Below are 19,734 nucleotides of genomic sequence, written 5' to 3'. Positions count from 1 at the left end.
GGGTCGGCCCTGAGGGATTTCTGCGGCCTGAAGGGATGGTTGTGCCCCACTTAACATCAATTTTATACATGCCTCACGGCATAAAAAGAGAGAAAGAGACATGGCTAAAGCTGCTTTTACCATTAAACCGGTTGTTGTCACGATTGGTGAGACTGATTTTACTTTCAAACCGACGGTTAACGATGCCAACAACTATACCAACCATGTATCGATGGATAGCAAAGTTGAACCGGCACGGACTTATCTTGAGCGCACCGTTGATGCAGAACAGAAGAGTGAACTGGTTGAACTGATGAATACGGTTCCCGGCCTGGTGATGGAAGTCTTCAGTCTGGTGCATGAATCTTCTAAAGGCGGGATTTCAATTACCCTAAAAAACTAACAGAGCGGGTGAAGCGCATTGAAACCAACGGGTTGGAACAGGCGCTCACCCTGCGGCGACATTACTTTCCCGACGGAGAGGATGAACCGCAAGAGTTAGCAAGGGCGCTCTGGCTCGATCAACATGAGAAAGAGCGCATGGAAGTCGCGGTTATGAGTGCAGTTGCGAGGTTATTTAATCACCGATGAACGATTCAGTCTTAATAGAAATCAATATGATTGATAAGTTGACTCAGCCTTTGACCGGTGTTGTTGACCAAATCAATCAGATTGTCCAAACCGCCAGTAGCGATTTTGACAAGGTAAAATCCAGTGCCTCAGATGTCATCCAGACGTTTACTGAAATGGGAACATCACTTGAACCCGTATTGACGATGGATTGGGATGTCGGAGGTATCGACTCTCTGGAAGATGTCGGTCGCATTCTTGAGCATGTTTCTGAAGCATCGAGCGAGATACTCTCGCTCGGTCTCGGGAGTCAACTGGTCCAAGTATTTAAAGATGCTGAAGGAGGTATCAATAAATTTGCTGACAATCTTGATCAGGGGATAGATAAGGTTATCGAAACATTTGATCTGGCGAAAGCCAAGGTCAAAGATTTTTCCGGTGCTGCCAAAGCGCAATTTGCGGCGGTGTCACAACGAACACAGAATTTCATTCAGGCTGGTAAGGGGCTGGCTACCTCGTTTTCGAGTGCTGGGGTCAAGGGATTTGCCAGTGTTGCCAAGGCGCAATTTGCAGCCCTGTCTCAACGAACACAATCTTTTATCAGTAATGTGAAAAACATCGGGACGGCCTTTTCTGCTGGTGGGCTGAAAAATGGCGTCAAGAATCTCGCGGCGTCAGTCAATCAGCAATTTACCAGTATTTCGCAAAAAGCTGCAGGATTGTCTGGCATGGGCGGGCGAGTACAACAGTATTTAGGTCCTATTTCTTCCTCGCTCGATAATGTTAAAAATAGCCTCTCTCAGGGGATGGGGGAAGGCATTGCTAAAGTCACCGCGTTAGGTGAAAAGTTTCCTTTTCTTGCTGGCGGTACAGAGTTTGTTGCTGCCGGTATGACATCGCTTGATGGGGTCATGAAATCAGCTTCCGGTACTTTAGGTGGTGTACAAAGTGCATTAACTTTTGTTTCCGATTCTGTTGGTACATTTCAAAGTGTTATGGGATCGGCCTCCGAGGTGATCACCTCGTTTCAAAGTGTCATGGGAGCTATGTCAAATGTGATGACCACGTTTGGCCGTTTGATTCCCAGCGTCTCGAGTGTAATGGCGGTCATGGCCAGTCCGATTACATGGGTTGTTTTAGGAATTGCGGCACTGATTGCGACGGTCTACCTGATTATTAAATATTGGGACGATCTGGTTGCCGCTTTCTCAAAAGTCTGGATTTTCCAACAAATTGGGAAATTGTTTGGTTGGCTTGGAAAGCAATGGGAGAAGTTTACATCATATCTTTCTGACACCGGTGTCATGAGTATATTGATGAACATATACAGTGGATTTGTTACTGCTTTTTCTGGAATTGGTTCGGTGATTAGTGGCATTGCCAGCGTGATAGGTAGTACGTTCAGCTTGATATTTTCACCAATTCGGGTTGCGTTTAAGCTGGTTCAGTCATTCTTGACGTTACTCGTTGATGGTCCTGCTGCTGCAATGGGCGTGTTAATGGAAATTCCGAATATCTTCACTGGAATTGCGGATTCTTTTTCAGCAGCGTTTAGTTCCATTACCGAAGGGATTCAAACTTATATTGATGGCGTGTTGAATGTATTTAAATCGATCGGATCTGGTATCTCTTGGATTGCCGGTAAGCTCGGTATTTCAATTGGTAGTGATGACGCTGAAAAAACTGAACAACATGTATCAACGGAGGCACGAGCATCTGAGAATATCCAGAAGCAGGTTCAGTCGGTGAGCCGGGGCTCGGAATCAAGCCGTTCATCCGAGAAGCATGTCTTAGCGGAAGCGCGAACGACAGAGAATATCCAGAAACAGGTTCAGTCGGTGAGTCAGGGGTCGGAATCAAGCCGTTCATCCGAGAAGCATGTATTAGCGGAAGCACGTACAACCGAAAACATTCAAAAACAGGTTCAACCCGTTACCCAAACATCAGCATCCGTCAGTGATTCGGGTGGGAATGATTCAGTGATGGCTTACAAACGCCAACAGAACACTTTGCCTTCCGGCATGGTGCAAAACATGACCAATACGCAAAGCCAACAGGTGAGTGAGGTGAAACGCTTCGGTGACATTTACATCACTGCGCCGAACGGTTTAACGCCGGATCAACTAGCAGAATGGGATGAAATCAATGTCGGATAAACAGTATATCGATATCAAAGTCGTCGATGGTGGCTGGGATATTGATGCCGGGCAACAGCCAATCCTCTGTAGCGATGCTTACAGCATCGCACAGGATGTCAAGCACGCCATCATGGAATCCGGTTTAGCCAGAGAACTTCAGGCCGAGAGAAACCCAGTGTTGCGCGCCAATGTGCTGCTACAAATTGAACAAATTGCGGAACAGGATCTCCGGATTATTCCGGGCACAGTAACCGTAACCGGAGATGTATCCGGTACCGTCGGGCTCTCTGCTCAGGCATATGACAGCGAGGACGTTATCAATACAGAGGTGAACATATGAGTAACAGACCCCAAGCCGATTTTTTAACTATTCTGGCGGAATCCGGCGTTCCGCTGACCGAGCAGGCATTAGAAGACCAACTGAAAACGGAAGTGTCAGCGGCTGGTAGTTTGCTGTCGAATGACGCTGAAATGTCACCGTTCTGGCGCTGGGTGCGAGCTGCAGTTGTCAAACCTGCACTATGGATGACCAGAACGCTGTTGGTCACACATGTTATGCCAAACATGTTTGTGGCAACCGCAGAGCGCTGGGCACTGGAACTGAAAGCGTGGGAACTGAATGTTGAACCGAAGCAAGCGGTGAAAACTCAGGGCTATCTGACGATGACCAAAGAAAATACCAATGATGAAGTGCTGGTCGAGCGTGGTGTGTTTGTGCAGACACTCGCAATTGAAGGTGTCGTGTATCGGGTGAAAGTGACAGAAGATACGGTGATTCCTGCCGGACAAGTAAGCGGACAGGTTCCCGTTGAGGCTGAGCAGGCCGGTGTCGCTTATAACCTGCCGGCAGGTTATCTCAATATTCTGCCGACCGAAGTTGCCGGGATTGTTTCTGTTATCAATGAAGCCGGCTGGATTACTCGCTTGGGTGCCAATGAAGAGACCGACGAAGAGCTCGCATTACGGCTCCAAAATGCCTTTACCGGCTCCGGTGAGTGGCATATTAACGATGTTTACCGTTCGATTATTGCCAGTGTTGCGGGCATTCGCAGCGATAACATTTTCTTCCGCAATACTGGCGATATTACACCGGGAACGGCAGAGGCCTTGATCCTGGTGGAAGTGGGGGAAACGCCGCAGTCGATTATTGAAACACTGAATGACTACATCATGAATCAGGGCCATCACGGTCATGGGGATGTGTTGACCTGTAAACCGATTCCTGAGACGCGTCATGATGTGATTGCAGATGTAGTGTTGGCAAAAAATCTGACGGTTGCACAGATGGCGGAAACGCTTCAGGAAGTGAAAGATCGGATTCGCGCCGCATTTCGTGAAACCAAAGCGTATGACGAAATGACCCGTGCGGCACCGCAAAGCCGGTTCAGTATCTCCCGCATGGCGACGGAGATTCACAACAACATGGCTAACGTGAAATCCGTGCGCATCACGCTTGATGGTGAGATTCAGGAAGATATCGTCAGTGGCTATACGCAGCCACGTTTAAAATCTTTAACGGTTGGGGAATTAGCAGATGAGTGATCAAAATGCACCTCAAATGGAAGAGATAGTGATTCCGTGGTGGGAAGACGGTGAAACAACGTCAGATACGGTGAAAGAACCTTATTTTCTGACCCGGGGCGTAACCGCTTTCCTGAATAAAATTCGCTCAGGCTTGCTGTTTCCGTTACAGCAGATTGATGCGCTGACCTGCCATGAATCCTTGCTGAACTTACTGGCTTGGGATCGTGATATTCAGCGCTTTGCCGGAGAACCGTTGAGTCTGTTTCGAACACGGGTGAAGTATGCGGCGATTAATGCCAAAGATGCCGGCAGTGTGGCGGGATTCAAACGCATTTTTGCCCGGTTGGGTATCGGAATTGTTGATTTTAAAGAACGACAAGATCCTGTCGAGTGGGATGTCTGTCTCATCCAGTTAACCGACAGTGATATCTCGATGAATACCCGGTTACTCCAGACATTGATTCGTCAGTACGGTCGCACTTGTCGTCGTTACCGTTTCCAAATTATCTATCCGTCAACGGTGACACTGGCTGCCAACGGATTTCATCAAACTTTTGCACTGTATAGTGCATCACTATAACGGGGGAGATGATGAGTCAAGTAGCAATTCCTTTCGCGTTTGAAAGCTATCTGCAAGATCGACTGCTCAACGGCCTGACACCGGATATGAATGAGATGATCTTTGCTTATCTGCCGGACTTGGATCCGGAGCAGGTGATTGATCGCCATTTAGGATTACCTGCACCAAGTTATTGGGTATATCGGCAGGATGTGACTCAGAAAGCGAAACTGAACGATGATTCAGTGGCTTATTCGGTAGTCATTCCCAGTGAGGTTGAAGCGTTTACTTTTAATGCCATTTATCTGCATGACAAACAGACTGCGAATTCTTGTGGTCTGGTCGTGCACAAAACTGCGGAAACCAAAGAGCCGGAGATGTCGAGTGTCCGCACTTGCGTGCAGCAGTATACCGGTGCCGCAAGAGCAGCCAAGATTAACGTGACCCCGGAGAGCTGGCAGATCGATTATCACGCTCGTTTGTATGGTATGGATGACGACTTACGTTTGGCATGTTTTGAACTGTTCGGCACTGCGTCGTTTTTTGCCGATGGTTTCATGGTGCAGTCTGATGATAGTCAGTATTTCTGCACAGCCGGAACCGGTTATGTTGCAGGTCTGCGTTGTGTCAATGAACAACCGGTTCAACTCCCTGATGCTCAGGCTGGATCTAAAATTTACTTGGATGTCAGCTGGCAGGGACAAGTTGTCAGTCGCTGGGCAACGCGCTGGAAGCTCGTTGTGAGTGCAACCTCAATCACCGATTATGTGGAAGACGGTATTCAGCATTATGTCGCGCCAATTGCTCAGATTGAGGCCGATGGCCATGTAACGGATCTGCGGCATTTAGGGCTGGACGAAAACAAGCTGCCGGATGCGACAAGTATGGCAAAAGGTGCCGTAGTGTTAGCCACCGACCATGAAGCGAATACAGGACAGGGGACGGGCGTTTTATCTGCCCGGCAACTGAAGCAAGCTTTAGGTCAGTTTGGCAGTTTCGGGACAGCCATCGATTTAGGCGTAATTGAAAATAATGCGGAATTCGACCCGGTTCCAACCGGCTTGCTCCACTTTGCATCCAGTTTGATTTCCGGTACGCAAACCGAGTATCAGGGAATAAAAGTCCGCCATCCCAGCGGCGATTACTCTGTCATCGCTGGCGGGTATCACGCGGGCAACAATACCTTGGTTATGTATCACTCGCTTGGGAAAAAATGGACGGAAGCTCTGATGGCGGAGCAGACCAACACCATGTGCCCGATAGGTGCGCCCCAACCATGGCCGACAGATACCGCGCCTGACGGATGGGCGATCATGAAAGGGCAGGCGTTTGATACAAAAGCTTATCCCGTACTGGCTGCGTTATATACGGACGGGGTTTTACCGGATATGCGCGGGTTGGCGATTGTCGGTAAGAAAGATGAGGAATCCGTGCTTTCTTATGAAGCGGATCAGGTGAAAAACCATGGACACCCTGACTCATCCGTTACCAGTACCGATTTAGGAACGAAAATCACTAGTTCAGGAGGATCGCATAATCATAATTTTAACCATCCTCAAGGTGACCGAGGCTGGAATTCTGGTGGGTATCCAAACTCATGGTGGGGAAACTCACCAACGTCTGTAGCAGCAACACATACTGCTGGAATACATAATCACAGTTTAGCTATTGGTTCACACGCTCATAGTGTTGCAATCACCGCATTCGGTGCAGCTCAGAACACTATCAAAAATAGGAAATTTAACTGGATCGTGAGGTTGGCATAATGTACTCAATTGTCAATAAAACATGTTATTTAGAGGTTTCAAGAATCTCTGGTGATGGTTACTGGCTGGGTAACGGTCAAGAGCAGGTTATGCAAGGTACGGCTTTAGGAATGGACTGTACAACCGTAATTTTTATACCGAGCCGTGAAGGGATGACGGGAAAATATAATCGTGAAACCGAACAATGGTCTGAAATTGTAGATAACACGCAAAAACCATTTTGGAATCAGAATGGTTTGGAGCAGCGAGTTGACACACCTGAAAGTGATTTTCCCGAGTGGGCTATTTTTGAAAAACCACCTAAATATAACCGCCAAAAAGAAACTATAAATTTTGAAGATGGTCAATGGGTGGTTTATGAAAATCGACTTGGCGAACCTTACTATGATGAGTGGGGGAATGAATTAAGAGTTACGGAATATAATTTTAAACTGCCAGACAGTCATACATTTTTAAAACCATTCAAACCAGCTGAAGGTTATGCGATTCGATTAGTGGATGGACAGTGGAAAGAACTCGCTGATCATCTCGGTAAAACGGCTTATGCAAAAGATGCTAGTCAGCCGGATATAACAATCAGTCAACTCGGCGAAATTCCTGATGGTTACACGCTGAAAGAACGTGGCAAATTTACAACATGGGATGAGACGGTAAATGATTGGGTTTACTCACAAGCGCTTGAACGACCAATAAAAGTCGATGAAGAAAAGCAATGGCGAAATATGGTGTTAAAAGAGGTGCTCGATCGCATCGATCAATATGAAAAAGACCAGAACTATGAACCACATTACCGGACTTCACCGCTGAGTGAGACCGAGTATTTAGGCTTGCTCGGATATCGAAAACTGCTGTGCGATTACCCGGATAGTGATGGTTTTCCGTTTGGTGAGCGTCCTGTTTTGTCATATCCCGAGCCGATTGCAGAACCACCGAAGCCAACCATGATGCAGCGTGTACTGAACAAAGTGAAGCCTCGCTGACGGTAGCATAAAAATAATCATGCAATTCAAAACACGATGGTGACAAGACGACCCACAGCTAACTCTGATGTTGTCGGCCTGTTGTACATCGTATTCAAGAGAAAGGTTTTATTATGAGTCAAGTTGTTATTCCTCTGGAATTTGAACGCTATTTGCAAGATCGTCTGGTCAATGGGCTGGCTCCGGATATGAACGAGATGATCTTTGCTTATCTGCCGGATTTGGATCCGGAACAAGAAATTGATCGCAATCTGGGGCTGCCGGATCCGTCTTACTGGGTCTATCGTCAGGAGATTACCCAGAAAGCTAAACTCCACGATGATGCAGTCATCTATTCGGTGGTGATTCCCGGCGATGTTGAGGTATTTACCTTCAATGCGATTTATCTGCATGACAAACATACCGCACATTCTTGTGGTTTGGCGGTGCACAAAATCACTGAAACCAAAGAGCCGGAGATGTCGAGTATCCGTTCCTGTGTGCAGCAATATTCAGGGGCTGCAACTGCGGCAGATATTCATGTCACTCCGGAGAGTTGGCAGATCGATTATCAGGCTCGTTTGTATGGCATTGATGACGATTTACGTTTGGCATGTTCTGATCTGTTTGGTGTTGCTTCATTTTTAGCGGATGGCTTTCTGGTCAAGTCTGTTGATGGAACCTATGTGTGTGAACCCGGTACGGGATATGTGGCAGGGCTGCGCTGTGTCAATCACCGTCAGACCGACATCGCAGATGTCGTGCCAGATTGCGGGATTTATCTCGATGTGAGCTGGCAGGGTGAAGTACAAAGCCGTTGGGCAAGCCAGTGGAAAATCACCGCCAGTAATACAGTTTTGACGGACTATGTTGTCGACGGTGTTCAGCATTATGTGACACAAATTGCCCGGATTGAAACGGACGGCCGGGTGACGGATCACCGTCATCTGGGACTGGATGAAGATAATCTTCCCGATGCAACAACCCAGTCAAAAGGGACGGTTGTTTTAGCGAGCGATGCACAAGTGAATGCCGGCCAGGGCGCTGGCGTGGTATCACCGCAGCAGTTAAAGCAGGCATTGGGGCAATTTGGTACATTTGGTTCACCGGTGGATTTAGGCATTGTAACGGAAGATGCACAATTAGATGCCGCACCGACAGGATTACTCCATTTTTCAGCCGGTGCTCAGAAAGAGAGTCAGGGAATCAAAATCCAGCATCCGGAGGGGTATTATTCTGTGATTGCCGGATCTGACAATCACAATAATCCCAGTGTATTTCTATATCAGTCTATCTCAGGTACATGGCGACGACTCACCACTGACAATGATATCCAGCGCAGCTTTGTCGGGATGATCGCTGATTTTCAAATCGCCGCGCCGAGGCCCGGCTGGTTGAATGCCAACGGGGGCGAAGTCTCCCGCACCACTGATGCAATTTTGTGGCAATACGCCCAAGATGCCGAGCTGATGATTGAGCAGGCAACCAAAGATGCTAACCCGATGAAGTATGCCGCCTATTTCGGTGACGGTGATGGTTCAACCACATTCACTTTACCGAATTTCCATCTGGGACATTTCCGCCGTGGAACTCCGTCAGGCGTGACACACGGTACAACGCAAGGGGATGCGATTCGGAATATTTCGGGTGGTTTTACCACAAATAATGGATGGATGTTTACTGGGGCACAAGGGGCATTTGTTAGGACTGGGGGAATATTAAATCTTGCTAATGCAACAACGAATGCGGGAGCATCAATGGTTAGCCCAGCTATTGAATTTCATGCATCCAATATTGTACCGACATCAACAGAAAACCGACCCTATACCGTCAATATTGCTGTGAAAATCTTCAGAGGATGGCTATAAGCATGAACAGAAAAATAACCGCGTATCATTATTCGTCTGAGTCCGGCTTATTGGTCGGTACCAGTCCGGCCTTTATTGAGTATGGCTATGATCATTATATCAAACCGCAGTGTGCCACATTTACGCCGCCACCGGAATTCGATAGTGCCACCCAGCAGTGCCGTTATCTGCCAGAGAGCGATAGCTGGCAAGTTGAAGCAAGGTCTGAAGTGAAAGAAGAGCAGACTGAAACTTCGTTATCGACGCAAGCGGAGCCGTCGGGAGATACGCCATCAATTACGGATCAACAAACGTTATTTGCACCAGCGAAACCCGGTGCTGTGCGACGGCTGCTGAATCGGCTGACTTCCCGCTGAGTAACAGAGCATATCTGAATGATTAATTATGCTGACGGTTGGAAGCTTATGGCAGTTTTCTGACCGGGCAGCAAATAAGAGAAAGGTGTTTATCATGAGTCAGGTTGTGATTCCTTTAGAATTTGAGCGTTATCTGCAAGATCGCATCATTAACGGGCAAGCGCCGGATATGAATGAGATGATTTTTGCTTACATCCCTGGTTTAGACCCGGAACAAACAATCGATCGCAATCAGGGGCTGCCGGATCCGTCGTACTGGGTCTATCAACAAGATGTCATGCAGCAGGCGAAGTTAAATGATGACGCAATCATTTATTCGCTGGTGATCCCCGGTGAAGTAAAAAAATTTACATTTAATGCGATTTACCTGCATGACAAGCAGACCGCCAATTCATGCGGTTTGGTAGTGCACAAAATGACAGAGACCAAAGAGCCGGAAATGTCGAGTGTTCGTTCCTGCGTGCAGCAATATTCAGGGGCAGCCTCGATTGCGAAGATTCACGTGACGCCGGAAAGCTGGCAGATCGATTATCACGCCCGCTTGTATGGTATCGATGACGACTTACGTTTGGCATGTTGGGATCTGTTTGGGGATGCATCATTTCTTGGTAATGGATTTCAGGTTAAAGCGTCAGATGGTGGTTATCAGTGTTCTCCCGGTGTCGGATATGTGGGCGGATTACGTTGTGTGAATGACGCATTAACAACGCTCTCCAACGTGCAGGCTGGGGATGGCATCTATCTGGATGTGCGTTGGCAAGGGGATGTGCTGAGCCGTTGGGCAACACAGTGGAAACTGGTGGTGAGTGCCACATCTTTAACCGACTATGTGGATCACGGAACACAACACTATGTGACTCAGATTGCCGCAGTGAAAGCGAATGGCAGTGTGACCGATCTGAGACATTTAGGTATTGACGAGAGCAAGCTTCCCAACGCGACCACAACGAGGAAAGGGGTGGTGGCTCTGGCGACTGACGGCAATGTCAAAACTGGCAAAGGCACAGGTGTGATCTCTCCGCGGCAGTTGAAACAAGCGTTGGATCAGTTCGGGGGATTTGGTCAGCCTGTCGATTTGGGCATGATTACTGATAATACTGCGCTGGATAGTGCACCGACAGGGTTAATTCATTTTGCCTCTGATCTGATTACAGGCAAATCGACAGAGTGTCAGGGGGTGAAAATTCAGCACCCGGATGGCGATTACTCAATTATTGCCGGGTCAGGGAGCCAGCAGGAACCCGCGCTCTTTTTCTTCCATTCTGTACAAAATAAATGGAGTACCACACTGACACACAGAACGTTATATGTGGAGAATTTATTGAAAGGCAATCAGAACTGGAATGTCGAAGGCGATGCAGGTGAGTTAACCACATCCCCCCAGAATTTTGCAGCAGGACAGGAATTCTCCCATGGATGGTTTTGCGGCTCTGATGTGACAGGTATCTATCTTGATTCACAGACTGGCGCGGTATATGCCACGGCTGGAACGATATTCAGGGAATATCCATTATCTACCACGGCAGGGTTGTATGCTTCTGTCACCGATGCTAATGGCCTACAAACCTATGCCGACGCGTTGGAGACTAACGGTATCCGGCTGGCTGTTGAGCAAGCGACGGGGCAGGTTCGGCTTACGATTGATCTCTCAGTGTATACTTCGGGGATTAAAATTGCAGCGCTGTCTTACGGGCGTGGGTTGATTCCGGTGATTTCTGATGATGATTCAGAACGGGCAGCGCGTGGGGGATATATTTTAATTAAAGATTTTAGAAGTCGTACCAAAATTTGGCCGGATGGTACATGTGATATATCGATGAGAGCAACAGCAGGTAAAGCGGCAGCTGCGTATCGTAATCCATTGCCTATTACTATAAAAACTTTTTCAACTGAACTCGGTGACTCAGCAACAGCAAATCATTGGGGAGGGGACGCTGAAGTCATTATCGTTATTGACTCCAAAAATATGCCTAAAAGTAATAATGATATTTGGCTACGAACCAATCATCCAACAATCAATGTTGACACTCTAATTCACATTAAAGCGAGGGTGGCATGAATATAAGATATTTCTTAACCAATGATGGCCTGATTCGTACGGAAAAAGCCTTAAAAGTCAATCGTGTCGATTATTCAGCATTTGTGGAACTTTCTGAACAACAGATTGAAGAGTTTGTCATTAATGCACCGCCGGAAGGCAAGCAACGAAATGGTTTGTCGTGGGTCGATCTGCCGGTTGTAGTCACGGCAGAATCTGAATACCAATGGGTTCAAAAGGAACTGGCCGATGTCGATATCCAGCTCAAGTATCACGCCACCGGCGATACAAAGAGACAGCAACTGACCGCTGAAGACTGGTATGGCTATGCGATTGCTTTGCGCGATTACACCACTACGGATGATGCAGGTAATCCGGTACTGGTGGGGGATACCCGCCCGACCCGCCCAACGGACGAGGGCTAATTATGTGGACTCAATCATCACTCACATGGCCAACATCAGCCAACGGGATCCAAACCCGAGCGTCCTCGGTGACCGATCAGATCGGTGCTGACCATGGCGAAGACCGCTTGTCCGCACTGGAAAGTGATGCTGCTTTTGGCCGCCATCCGCTTAGCCAAGATGCTCAGGCATTACTGAGCCTGCGCGCAGAACTGGATCGTTTACTCACTCAAGGCCAAGTCCTGACGGTGACGCCGTATCAGTTTCAGGTCGGGAGCGAATCGGAATCCGGTGAGATTCTTGATACCGATGCTGCGGTCAAGCGTTTGGCTGAGAAACTCAGAGATTATGCGGATTCGCATCGGCCCAGTGGCCAGCTTCACGCCATTGCGGTCATGATAACCGCTCCGACCCGACAGCAGTTTGCCGAGCAGCTCAAACGGGTCACGGCGGTGATGCCGCTGCCTGAATGGTGTCAGACTCAGCGTCACACTGAATCGTTACTGGCCGCTGATCATGAAAAATTACGCAAACCGGCGCCAATTATTCAGCCCCGGTTTAAAGCGGTCGCCCCGCTGACGACCAAGCCATTTGTTGGGATGAATGCCGCATTAGGCACGCAAGTGGCGACGTTGGAGTCACTGGCCAGTGATCAAGTCAATGTGATTGGTAAGCTGCGTCAACTGGCGGAAAAGCGTCAATTGACACTGCAAACGGTCAACGACACGCTCCAGGCAATGCAAACCATGGATGCTCAAGTCTGGTCGGTCGCTTTAACGGGTGAGCTGGCAAGTTTAAGTCACCGGTTAACGGAGATGTTGCCACCCAATTATCATCGCTACACGGCCGCCAGTTTAATACTCAGTGCATCACCGATGCCATTCTTCGAGGAGTTACTATGTTCGCCTTAAACGGTCAGACATTTGGATTAAAGAATCTTACCGTCAGTTTTGAACGGGAATTAAAAAGCAAAGATATGAGTGCCCAATCGTCCGGGACTGAACAAGCAGAACAGGGCGATAAAGCGGCAACACTCAATGTCTCAGGGTTAATTGCTTTTCACGATATTCACAAGCTGGAAGCACTGCAAACCATGAGTTCGGCCAAGGATGACAAAGGCAATCGCATGGTTTACACGATTGTCGAAGAGATGGCGAACGCGTTTAAAATTAAGAAGGTCAGATTCTCAGGGCGCTTTTCTGCTGCGCAGCAGGACAATGTGATGGCTTGGCAGGTGTCTTTCCAGCTCAAAGAATCAAACAGTGTTGCTGAGCAGAAAGAAGCACGTCAAAAAGCACAGACCAAAGCTGAACCGATTCAAAATCCCCGTTTTCAGCAGTCATTGAAGCAAAATAAGGAGGCGGGCCGATGAATTTAGAAAAACGCCTCTATATTTCCGGTGAAGAAGTCCATCTGGCTCGACATATGATCAGTCTCAAATTGTCGCTCGGCGGCAAGGCGATTTTCACCATTCAGGCTGAAAAGGCCCCGGAACGGTTTGAACTGGTGCGGCTGGATATCGGCTATGAGCATGATCTGTGGATTTTCTTTGAAGGGTATATCGATAAAGTTCAGCCGGCAGAAAATGGTTTCTTCAAAATCACGGTCAAAGAAAATGCCGGGATTCTCAGCCAGCGCTGGCCGATCAGCCTTGAGCATCCGACCGCGATTGATGTACTGGATCAGCTGACACTGTTGACCGGATTAGACTTTAAATATCCGGATGCTGAGTATATGCGGCAAGTGATTCCCAACTTTGTTCATCAGGGAAATGGCTATCAATGTTTGGATGCGTTGGCAAAGGCATTTGCGATTGAAGACTGTATCTGGTTTCAGGATACGGATCAGAACATTTATGTCGGTGGCTATGCCGAGAGTCTCTTTTCCGGTAAGCCGATGTCAGTTCCGGCTGAATTTACCTCACGTCAGACCAATTCTAGTGTCACGTTCGTCCCGTATCCGATGCTGCGACCCGGCCGGGTGATGAATGGTCACCGGATTACGCGGATCGATCTGATCGAAGACGATATGACGGCTTACTGGCAACCGGCCAGCAGCGAAGCGGGAGCGCGGAAACAGCAGGTTTATAATGAGTTCCCGGAACTTTCCGCCGGCTATCACTTACCGTTGTTCGGCCGGATTGAAGCGGTCCGTGATGTCGTGCCGCAAGGGAAGATCACCGATCCGTTCCGGCCGCGTTATGCAGTTGATGTGCAAATGCTGGATGCTGATCTTCAGGCGGATTCCTCCGTGCCGGTTTATCGTTCGATTCCGCTGCCGGTCGCCATGGGTGGCATTGAATCGGGATTACTGGCCTATCCGCTGGAAGGTATGCTGGTGGAAATTGCATTTGCTTATGGTCGCAGTGATCGGCCGATCATTCGGGGCGTTTATGGTTTCAATTATATGCTGCCGACACTTGAACCCGGTGAGCAAGTCCAGCAACAGCGGGATGAAGTCAGTCGTCGAATCGATGGGGTTGGCAATATTAACGATAAAACCGACCAAAAAATGAGCCGTTGTGCCTATCAGATGCAGGATCAGGCACAGCATTATCAGGGCGCGTTTGGTCAGCATCAGCTGGATATTCGCGAGCATAGTCAGGAAAATATCTCGGGGAAAAAACAGATTGAGGCTTTGGGAGCGGTTGAATTGCTGGCCGGAGATAATCTGGAACTGGGTAGCCTGGGTAATCTGCATGTTGCTACCGCAGGGGATTGGATCACAACCGTCGGTCAACTACGCAATACCGTGATTCAATTGAATGATCAGCTCAAAATCATGGGCAACCGACTGGAAGTGATCGAAAAAGACTGGGAAGCATCGGCGGCCAATATGCGTTTTACCGCAGATTTGATCACGATGAATGGCGGTAAAGGTGTTGTACAAGGTGACTGTATTTGTGCCTTTACCGGTAAACCTCACTCGGATCTCTCTTCTACAGTTAAGGCAGGAAAATAATGGCACTAGATAAAACATCACTGAAAGACAAAATTATTAATGAATTGAAAAAGCAGAAATTTGTCACGGAAGGAACACATGCCCGCTCTGAGGAACTGGCAACCGCACTGGCAAACGCGATCGTCGATGAAATCCAAGAAAACGCCGAGGCGATCGTTTCCGGAGGAAGCTCTGCAGGGCAGTGGCCGGTGAATTAGTTCGCTTGGTACAGATTTATCATGGACGTTGTGTCTCAAACTTGAACGTTGTCATCAGAGATAACACCACCTGTTTGAGATTAGGCGGCATTTGATGCCAGAGTGTCAGGTATTCGGCGCTGTTGAGATGATCGGCTTGCGTCATCTCAGTAACGCCGAGTACCGCCATAATTTGATCTCTCATCTCCAGTGTCATTGACTGGCGCCCGGATAAAACACGTTTAATTTTGGACTCGTCAATGCCGGAAATGGTTGCCAGTTGCGCATAAGAGAGGCCTTGGTTCTTTAGGAGTTTCCGAATGAAGATAACTGTGGGATGCAAAATCAATCCTTAAGACAACGCATATGATAGTTAATAATATTATCATTAAAGATTTTGATTCTATTGCATATTTTATAAAGGTGAATGGTTCGCCTATCGAACTTTTTGCGTTGCTCAGTTTGTTTTTCGGACTAATTGACAGTTGTTGGTAGCAGATCCCATAAAATTTATTGCACTATAGCAAAATATACAAAATCAACGTGAGGCATAGGGTTATTATGAACAATAAAATCAAAGAGTTAGAATATATCGCTGACGAGGCTGAATTGGCAATGCTGGCACTCACCTCAATGTTATTGATGGATTATAAAGGTGTGGCGGTTTTACAAAGAAAGATGCATGAAATTAGTCAAAAAGCGCATCAGCTGATCGCACAGGAAACACATCAGCGTAAAGATGCAGTTTTCAAGACTGAGCTTGATACAGAACAATACCATATATCTGTTTGATAAATGGGTTGTGATTTCATCTCGTTGATTTAGAATAGTCAATAGGGTACTCAGGATGGTGCATCCGTATTTGCATCAGAATGAGTACTATTTCTATATCGCGTGTTTTTCTCTGCAAGAACACAAAATGTATCAATTAATGAAGCATGTGTTGCTTGGTGCGCAACACCACTGTAAAGGATAAATCATGCCTATTATTACTCTTCCTGACGGTAGTCAACGTCAATTCGATCATCCGGTTTCTGTTTCAGATGTTGCCTTGTCTATTGGTGCGGGTCTTGCGAAAGCGACCATTGCCGGACGTGTTAACGGTGCTCGCGTTGACGCCTGCGATCTGATTGAAAGCGATGCCAGCTTAGAAATCATCACGGCAAAAGATGATGTCGATGGTTTGGAAATCGTCCGTCACTCCTGTGCTCACTTGTTGGGACATGCCCTCAAGCAACTGTATCCTGATGCTAAAATGGCGATTGGTCCAACCATCGACAGTGGTTTTTATTACGATATCGATTTGGAACAGTCATTGTCACAAGATGATTTGGAAAAAATTGAAGCGCGGATGAAAGCGCTGGCGAAAACCAAATATCAGGTGGTCAAAAAGAATGTAAGTTGGCAGGAAGCACGTGATACGTTTGAATCTCGTGGCGAACCCTACAAAATTGAAATTCTGGACGAAAATGTGGCGCGTGATGATCGTCCCGGGCTTTATCATCATGAAGAATATGTTGATATGTGCCGTGGCCCTCATGTTCCACATATGGGGTTCTGTCAACATTTTAAATTACTGAATGTAGCCGGCGCTTATTGGCGTGGTAACAGTGATAATAAAATGTTGCAGCGTATTTACGGTACAGCTTTTCACGATAAGAAAGCCCTGAGCGCACATTTGACTCGCTTAGAAGAAGCTGCCAAACGCGATCACCGCAAAATTGGTAAACAACTCGATTTATTCCACATGCAGCAAGAAGCTCCGGGGATGGTGTTCTGGCATCATAACGGTTGGTCCGTCTTCCGCGATTTAGAAGTTTTCATTCGTGAAAAGCTGACGGAATACGATTATCAGGAAGTGAAAGGCCCGCTCATGATGGATCGGGTGCTGTGGGAACGCTCAGGACACTGGGACAAGTATGCCGAAGCAATGTTCACGACCAATTCTGAAAATCGTGAATACGCGATTAAGCCAATGAACTGTCCCGGCCATGTCCAGATTTTTAATCAAGGTCTGAAATCCTACCGTGACTTACCATTGCGGATGGCTGAGTTTGGTTCATGCCACCGTAACGAACCGTCCGGTTCTCTGCATGGCATTATGCGCGTGCGTGGCTTTACACAAGATGATGCGCATATTTTCTGTACTGAAGATCAAATTCAGCAAGAGGTTACGTCTTGCATCGAAATGGTCTACGATGTTTACCGGACATTTGGTTTTGAAAATATCGCAGTGAAACTTTCAACTCGTCCTGAACAACGGGTTGGCAGCGATGAAATCTGGGATAAGTCTGAAGAAGCATTGATGCTTTCACTGAAATCCATGAATATCGATTACGAAATTCAGGAGGGTGAAGGGGCATTCTACGGGCCGAAAATCGAATTTACCCTGCATGATTGCCTTGACCGTACATGGCAGTGTGGTACAGTGCAGCTCGATTTTAATCTGCCGGGCCGTTTGGGCGCGACTTATGTCGGTGAAAACAATGAGCGTTTGGTCCCAGTGATGATTCACAGAGCGATTTTAGGATCGCTGGAACGGTTCATCGGTATTTTAATTGAAGAATATGCAGGATTTTTCCCGACTTGGCTTGCACCAGAGCAGGCTGTCGTATTAAATATTACGGATAAACAATCTGATTATGTTCAGGATGCAGTGCGAAAACTACAAAAATGTGGGATTCGGGCAAAAGCAGACTTGAGAAATGAAAAGATAGGCTTTAAAATCCGCGAACATACTTTGAAACGTGTGCCGTATATGTTGGTTTGTGGTGACCAGGAAGTAGAAGCTGGCGAAATCGCTGTACGGACACGAAGAGGCAAAGACTTGGGTAAATTTAAGCTGGATGATTTCATTGAGTTGGTCCGGACCGAAGTCTCAAGCCGTAAGCTCAATCTGGAGGAATAAACTATTAAAGGTGGAAGACGTGGCCAAGTGCCGGCCAAACAAAACCAGCATCGTATCAACGGAGAAATTCGTGGTGTACGTGAAGTCCGTTTATCGGGAGCAGAGGGTGAAGAATCCCGGATTGTGTCAATTCAAGAAGCGCTGGACACGGCTGTAGAAGCCGGAATGGATCTTGTTGAAATCAGTCCGAATGCTGAACCGCCTGTGTGTCGTGTGATGGATTATGGTAAATTCCTCTTCGAGAAGAGCAAAGCGGCAAAAGAGCAAAAGAAAAAGCAAAAGCAGATCCAGATCAAAGAAGTCAAATTCCGACCTGGGACTGATATTGGAGACTATCAGGTAAAACTACGCAACCTGTTACGTTTCCTTGAAGAAGGCAACAAAGTGAAGGTAACAATTCGCTTCCGTGGCCGAGAAATGGCACACCAAGATATCGGTGTTGATGTGTTGAACCGTCTGAAAGAAGATACCGCAGATATTGCTGTTGTAGAATCTTTCCCTAGTCGGATTGAAGCACGTCAGATGATTATGGTGTTAGCCCCTAAGAAGAAGTAATGACCGGCTTGCAAGTAATAAACCCTGCCGTTTTGAACGGTGGGGTTTTATTCGCCCTCATTACATGGTTATTAAAATCTAAACAATGCGGAGTTATTCATCATGCCTAAGATGAAAAACAACAAAGGTGCTGCTAAGCGTTTTAAGAAAACTGCTGGTGGCGTGAAGTACAAGCACGCGACTAAACGTCACATTCTGACTAAGCGTACAACTAAGAACAAGCGTCATCTACGTCCAAACTCAGTTCTTCCTAAATGTGAAGTAGCTGCTGTTGCACGTATGTTGCCATACGCTTAATTCTTTTTTGGTTTTTAATTCGTTTAGTTTAGGAGAAGCAGAATGCCTCGCGTAAAACGTGGTGTACAAGCTCGTGCACGTCATAAGAAAGTTCTAAAACAAGCTAAAGGTTATTACGGTGCTCGTTCTCGAGTTTATCGTGTTGCCTTCCAAGCAGTCACTAAAGCTGGTCAATATGCATATCGTGACCGTCGCAACAAGAAACGTCAATTCCGTCAACTGTGGATTGCACGTATCAATGCGGCATCTCGTCAAAATGGTCTGTCTTACAGCCGTTTCATCAACGGTCTGAAGAAAGCATCTATCGAGATCGATCGTAAGATCTTAGCTGATATTGCAGTTTTTGATAAATCAGCATTTGCTGTGCTTGTTGAGAAAGCAAAAGCCGCACTTTAATTAAAGTTGTAGCCCAGTTTTCGGAAAGGAGAGCTTTTAGCTCTCCTTTTTTTGTATAGAGAAAACCCCCAGCTAGGCTGGGGGTTCCGTAAAGCTTACAGCTATAAGTCAGTTATATAACCCCTTTCAATTTGATAAAAACGTCTTGTGGTCTGGCAACTACAAGAGTTAATTAAGAATTGAAAGGGGGTCCCAATGGGGGACGAAAAGAGCTTAGCGCACACGCGCTGGAACTGTAAATACCACATAGTGTTTGCACCGAAATATAGAAGACAAGTGT

General features: G+C 47.2%; 22 protein-coding genes and 1 pseudogene. 22 read left to right on the top strand and 1 reads right to left on the bottom strand.

Going from position 1 to position 19,734, the window contains the following annotated elements:
* Positions 1-100: 100 nt before the first annotated feature.
* The 16 genes from VR7878_RS15335 to VR7878_RS15260 all read left to right on the top strand — a co-directional run bounded on the left by VR7878_RS15335 (position 101) and on the right by VR7878_RS15260 (position 15,319).
* Complete coding sequence (locus tag VR7878_RS15335; protein ID WP_077336935.1) at positions 101-382, top strand: putative phage tail assembly chaperone; 282 nt, start codon at positions 101-103, stop codon at positions 380-382.
* An 8-nt stretch (positions 383-390) separates the two neighbouring features.
* Positions 391-570 (top strand): DUF6890 family protein, encoded by a 180-nt coding sequence (locus tag VR7878_RS21640; RefSeq protein WP_021019856.1) that lies wholly within the window; start codon positions 391-393, stop codon positions 568-570.
* Positions 571-596: 26 nt separating this feature from the next.
* Positions 597-2,705, top strand: coding sequence for a phage tail protein (locus VR7878_RS15325; protein WP_139344114.1), 2,109 nt, complete (start codon positions 597-599; stop codon positions 2,703-2,705).
* On the top strand, positions 2,695-3,027 hold the full coding sequence (locus tag VR7878_RS15320; RefSeq protein ID WP_077336942.1) for a DUF2590 family protein: 333 nt from the start codon (positions 2,695-2,697) through the stop codon (positions 3,025-3,027). The genes VR7878_RS15325 and VR7878_RS15320 overlap by 11 nt, the downstream gene beginning before the upstream one ends.
* Complete coding sequence (locus VR7878_RS15315; protein WP_077336933.1) at positions 3,024-4,229, top strand: baseplate J/gp47 family protein; 1,206 nt, start codon at positions 3,024-3,026, stop codon at positions 4,227-4,229. Before VR7878_RS15320 ends, VR7878_RS15315 begins: the two co-directional genes overlap by 4 nt.
* Positions 4,222-4,791 (top strand): phage tail protein, encoded by a 570-nt coding sequence (locus VR7878_RS15310; RefSeq protein WP_077336932.1) that lies wholly within the window; start codon positions 4,222-4,224, stop codon positions 4,789-4,791. The genes VR7878_RS15315 and VR7878_RS15310 overlap by 8 nt, the downstream gene beginning before the upstream one ends.
* 11 nt (positions 4,792-4,802) lie before the next feature.
* On the top strand, positions 4,803-6,536 hold the full coding sequence (locus tag VR7878_RS15305; protein ID WP_159440480.1) for a tail fiber protein: 1,734 nt from the start codon (positions 4,803-4,805) through the stop codon (positions 6,534-6,536).
* A complete protein-coding gene (locus VR7878_RS15300) occupies positions 6,536-7,516 on the top strand; it encodes a hypothetical protein (RefSeq protein WP_077336930.1) in 981 nt (326 codons plus the stop codon). Before VR7878_RS15305 ends, VR7878_RS15300 begins: the two co-directional genes overlap by 1 nt.
* 113 nt (positions 7,517-7,629) lie before the next feature.
* Positions 7,630-9,363: a phage tail-collar fiber domain-containing protein gene (locus VR7878_RS15295; protein ID WP_077336929.1), complete on the top strand. Its 1,734-nt coding sequence runs from the start codon at positions 7,630-7,632 to the stop codon at positions 9,361-9,363.
* 2 nt (positions 9,364-9,365) lie between these two features.
* The gene (locus VR7878_RS15290; RefSeq protein ID WP_077336928.1) at positions 9,366-9,719 is read left to right on the top strand and encodes a hypothetical protein; all 354 of its coding nucleotides are present in this window, start codon (positions 9,366-9,368) and stop codon (positions 9,717-9,719) included.
* Between the two features lie 94 nt (positions 9,720-9,813).
* Positions 9,814-11,778 carry a phage tail-collar fiber domain-containing protein gene (locus VR7878_RS15285; protein ID WP_159440479.1) on the top strand — a complete coding sequence of 655 codons (1,965 nt, stop codon included), beginning with the start codon at positions 9,814-9,816 and terminating at the stop codon, positions 11,776-11,778.
* The gene (locus tag VR7878_RS15280) at positions 11,775-12,182 is read left to right on the top strand and encodes a hypothetical protein (RefSeq protein WP_077336926.1); all 408 of its coding nucleotides are present in this window, start codon (positions 11,775-11,777) and stop codon (positions 12,180-12,182) included. The genes VR7878_RS15285 and VR7878_RS15280 overlap by 4 nt, the downstream gene beginning before the upstream one ends.
* Positions 12,183-12,184: 2 nt before the next feature.
* On the top strand, positions 12,185-13,072 hold the full coding sequence (locus VR7878_RS15275; RefSeq protein ID WP_077336925.1) for a hypothetical protein: 888 nt from the start codon (positions 12,185-12,187) through the stop codon (positions 13,070-13,072).
* Positions 13,060-13,533 (top strand): baseplate complex protein, encoded by a 474-nt coding sequence (locus VR7878_RS15270; protein ID WP_077336924.1) that lies wholly within the window; start codon positions 13,060-13,062, stop codon positions 13,531-13,533. The genes VR7878_RS15275 and VR7878_RS15270 overlap by 13 nt, the downstream gene beginning before the upstream one ends.
* A complete protein-coding gene (locus VR7878_RS15265) occupies positions 13,530-15,122 on the top strand; it encodes a hypothetical protein (protein WP_077336923.1) in 1,593 nt (530 codons plus the stop codon). The genes VR7878_RS15270 and VR7878_RS15265 overlap by 4 nt, the downstream gene beginning before the upstream one ends.
* Complete coding sequence (locus VR7878_RS15260; RefSeq protein WP_077336922.1) at positions 15,122-15,319, top strand: hypothetical protein; 198 nt, start codon at positions 15,122-15,124, stop codon at positions 15,317-15,319. Before VR7878_RS15265 ends, VR7878_RS15260 begins: the two co-directional genes overlap by 1 nt.
* 19 nt (positions 15,320-15,338) lie before the next feature.
* On the opposite strand, the gene VR7878_RS15255 is transcribed toward VR7878_RS15260, so the two are convergent.
* Positions 15,339-15,641, bottom strand: a complete 303-nt coding sequence (locus tag VR7878_RS15255) for a helix-turn-helix domain-containing protein (RefSeq protein WP_083960868.1) — start codon at positions 15,639-15,641, stop codon at positions 15,339-15,341.
* A gap of 218 nt (positions 15,642-15,859) precedes the next feature.
* Here VR7878_RS15255 and VR7878_RS15250 point away from each other — a divergent pair, with 218 nt between their 5' ends.
* From VR7878_RS15250 to VR7878_RS15225, 6 genes and pseudogenes are all read left to right on the top strand, one after another.
* On the top strand, positions 15,860-16,090 hold the full coding sequence (locus tag VR7878_RS15250; RefSeq protein WP_077336920.1) for a hypothetical protein: 231 nt from the start codon (positions 15,860-15,862) through the stop codon (positions 16,088-16,090).
* A gap of 187 nt (positions 16,091-16,277) precedes the next feature.
* A complete protein-coding gene (gene thrS, locus VR7878_RS15245) occupies positions 16,278-18,206 on the top strand; it encodes a threonine--tRNA ligase (RefSeq protein ID WP_077336919.1) in 1,929 nt (642 codons plus the stop codon).
* A 27-nt stretch (positions 18,207-18,233) separates the two neighbouring features.
* Positions 18,234-18,761 carry a translation initiation factor IF-3 gene (gene infC, locus VR7878_RS15240; protein WP_261855972.1) on the top strand — a complete coding sequence of 176 codons (528 nt, stop codon included), beginning with the start codon at positions 18,234-18,236 and terminating at the stop codon, positions 18,759-18,761.
* Positions 18,762-18,863: 102 nt separating this feature from the next.
* Positions 18,864-19,058 carry a 50S ribosomal protein L35 gene (gene rpmI, locus VR7878_RS15235; protein WP_027694124.1) on the top strand — a complete coding sequence of 65 codons (195 nt, stop codon included), beginning with the start codon at positions 18,864-18,866 and terminating at the stop codon, positions 19,056-19,058.
* Between the two features lie 42 nt (positions 19,059-19,100).
* Positions 19,101-19,454 carry a 50S ribosomal protein L20 gene (gene rplT, locus VR7878_RS15230; protein ID WP_021019837.1) on the top strand — a complete coding sequence of 118 codons (354 nt, stop codon included), beginning with the start codon at positions 19,101-19,103 and terminating at the stop codon, positions 19,452-19,454.
* A gap of 195 nt (positions 19,455-19,649) precedes the next feature.
* Positions 19,650-19,734: pseudogene (locus VR7878_RS15225) on the top strand (IS200/IS605 family transposase); the annotation flags it as partial.

The sequence above is a fragment of the Vibrio ruber DSM 16370 genome (assembly GCF_900163965.1).
Classification (GTDB): Bacteria; Pseudomonadota; Gammaproteobacteria; order Enterobacterales; family Vibrionaceae; genus Vibrio; species Vibrio ruber.
This window is presented reverse-complemented; position numbering and strand designations above follow the sequence as displayed.

Excerpts from the sequence above, each read along its gene's own strand:
- VR7878_RS15280 (WP_077336926.1), top strand. The coding sequence starts at position 11,775 with ATGAATATAAGATATTTCTTAACCAATGATGGCCTGATTCGTACGGAA.
- VR7878_RS15320 (WP_077336942.1), top strand. The coding sequence starts at position 2,695 with ATGTCGGATAAACAGTATATCGATATCAAAGTCGTCGATGGTGGCTGG.
- VR7878_RS15265 (WP_077336923.1), top strand. The coding sequence starts at position 13,530 with ATGAATTTAGAAAAACGCCTCTATATTTCCGGTGAAGAAGTCCATCTG.
- thrS (WP_077336919.1), top strand. The coding sequence starts at position 16,278 with ATGCCTATTATTACTCTTCCTGACGGTAGTCAACGTCAATTCGATCAT.
- rpmI (WP_027694124.1), top strand. The coding sequence starts at position 18,864 with ATGCCTAAGATGAAAAACAACAAAGGTGCTGCTAAGCGTTTTAAGAAA.
- VR7878_RS15290 (WP_077336928.1), top strand. The coding sequence starts at position 9,366 with ATGAACAGAAAAATAACCGCGTATCATTATTCGTCTGAGTCCGGCTTA.
- VR7878_RS15285 (WP_159440479.1), top strand. The coding sequence starts at position 9,814 with ATGAGTCAGGTTGTGATTCCTTTAGAATTTGAGCGTTATCTGCAAGAT.
- VR7878_RS15295 (WP_077336929.1), top strand. The coding sequence starts at position 7,630 with ATGAGTCAAGTTGTTATTCCTCTGGAATTTGAACGCTATTTGCAAGAT.
- VR7878_RS15275 (WP_077336925.1), top strand. The coding sequence starts at position 12,185 with ATGTGGACTCAATCATCACTCACATGGCCAACATCAGCCAACGGGATC.
- VR7878_RS15325 (WP_139344114.1), top strand. The coding sequence starts at position 597 with ATGATTGATAAGTTGACTCAGCCTTTGACCGGTGTTGTTGACCAAATC.
- VR7878_RS15335 (WP_077336935.1), top strand. The coding sequence starts at position 101 with ATGGCTAAAGCTGCTTTTACCATTAAACCGGTTGTTGTCACGATTGGT.
- VR7878_RS15260 (WP_077336922.1), top strand. The coding sequence starts at position 15,122 with ATGGCACTAGATAAAACATCACTGAAAGACAAAATTATTAATGAATTG.
- VR7878_RS15315 (WP_077336933.1), top strand. The coding sequence starts at position 3,024 with ATGAGTAACAGACCCCAAGCCGATTTTTTAACTATTCTGGCGGAATCC.
- rplT (WP_021019837.1), top strand. The coding sequence starts at position 19,101 with ATGCCTCGCGTAAAACGTGGTGTACAAGCTCGTGCACGTCATAAGAAA.
- VR7878_RS15305 (WP_159440480.1), top strand. The coding sequence starts at position 4,803 with ATGAGTCAAGTAGCAATTCCTTTCGCGTTTGAAAGCTATCTGCAAGAT.
- VR7878_RS15270 (WP_077336924.1), top strand. The coding sequence starts at position 13,060 with ATGTTCGCCTTAAACGGTCAGACATTTGGATTAAAGAATCTTACCGTC.
- VR7878_RS15310 (WP_077336932.1), top strand. The coding sequence starts at position 4,222 with ATGAGTGATCAAAATGCACCTCAAATGGAAGAGATAGTGATTCCGTGG.
- VR7878_RS15300 (WP_077336930.1), top strand. The coding sequence starts at position 6,536 with ATGTACTCAATTGTCAATAAAACATGTTATTTAGAGGTTTCAAGAATC.
- VR7878_RS15250 (WP_077336920.1), top strand. The coding sequence starts at position 15,860 with ATGAACAATAAAATCAAAGAGTTAGAATATATCGCTGACGAGGCTGAA.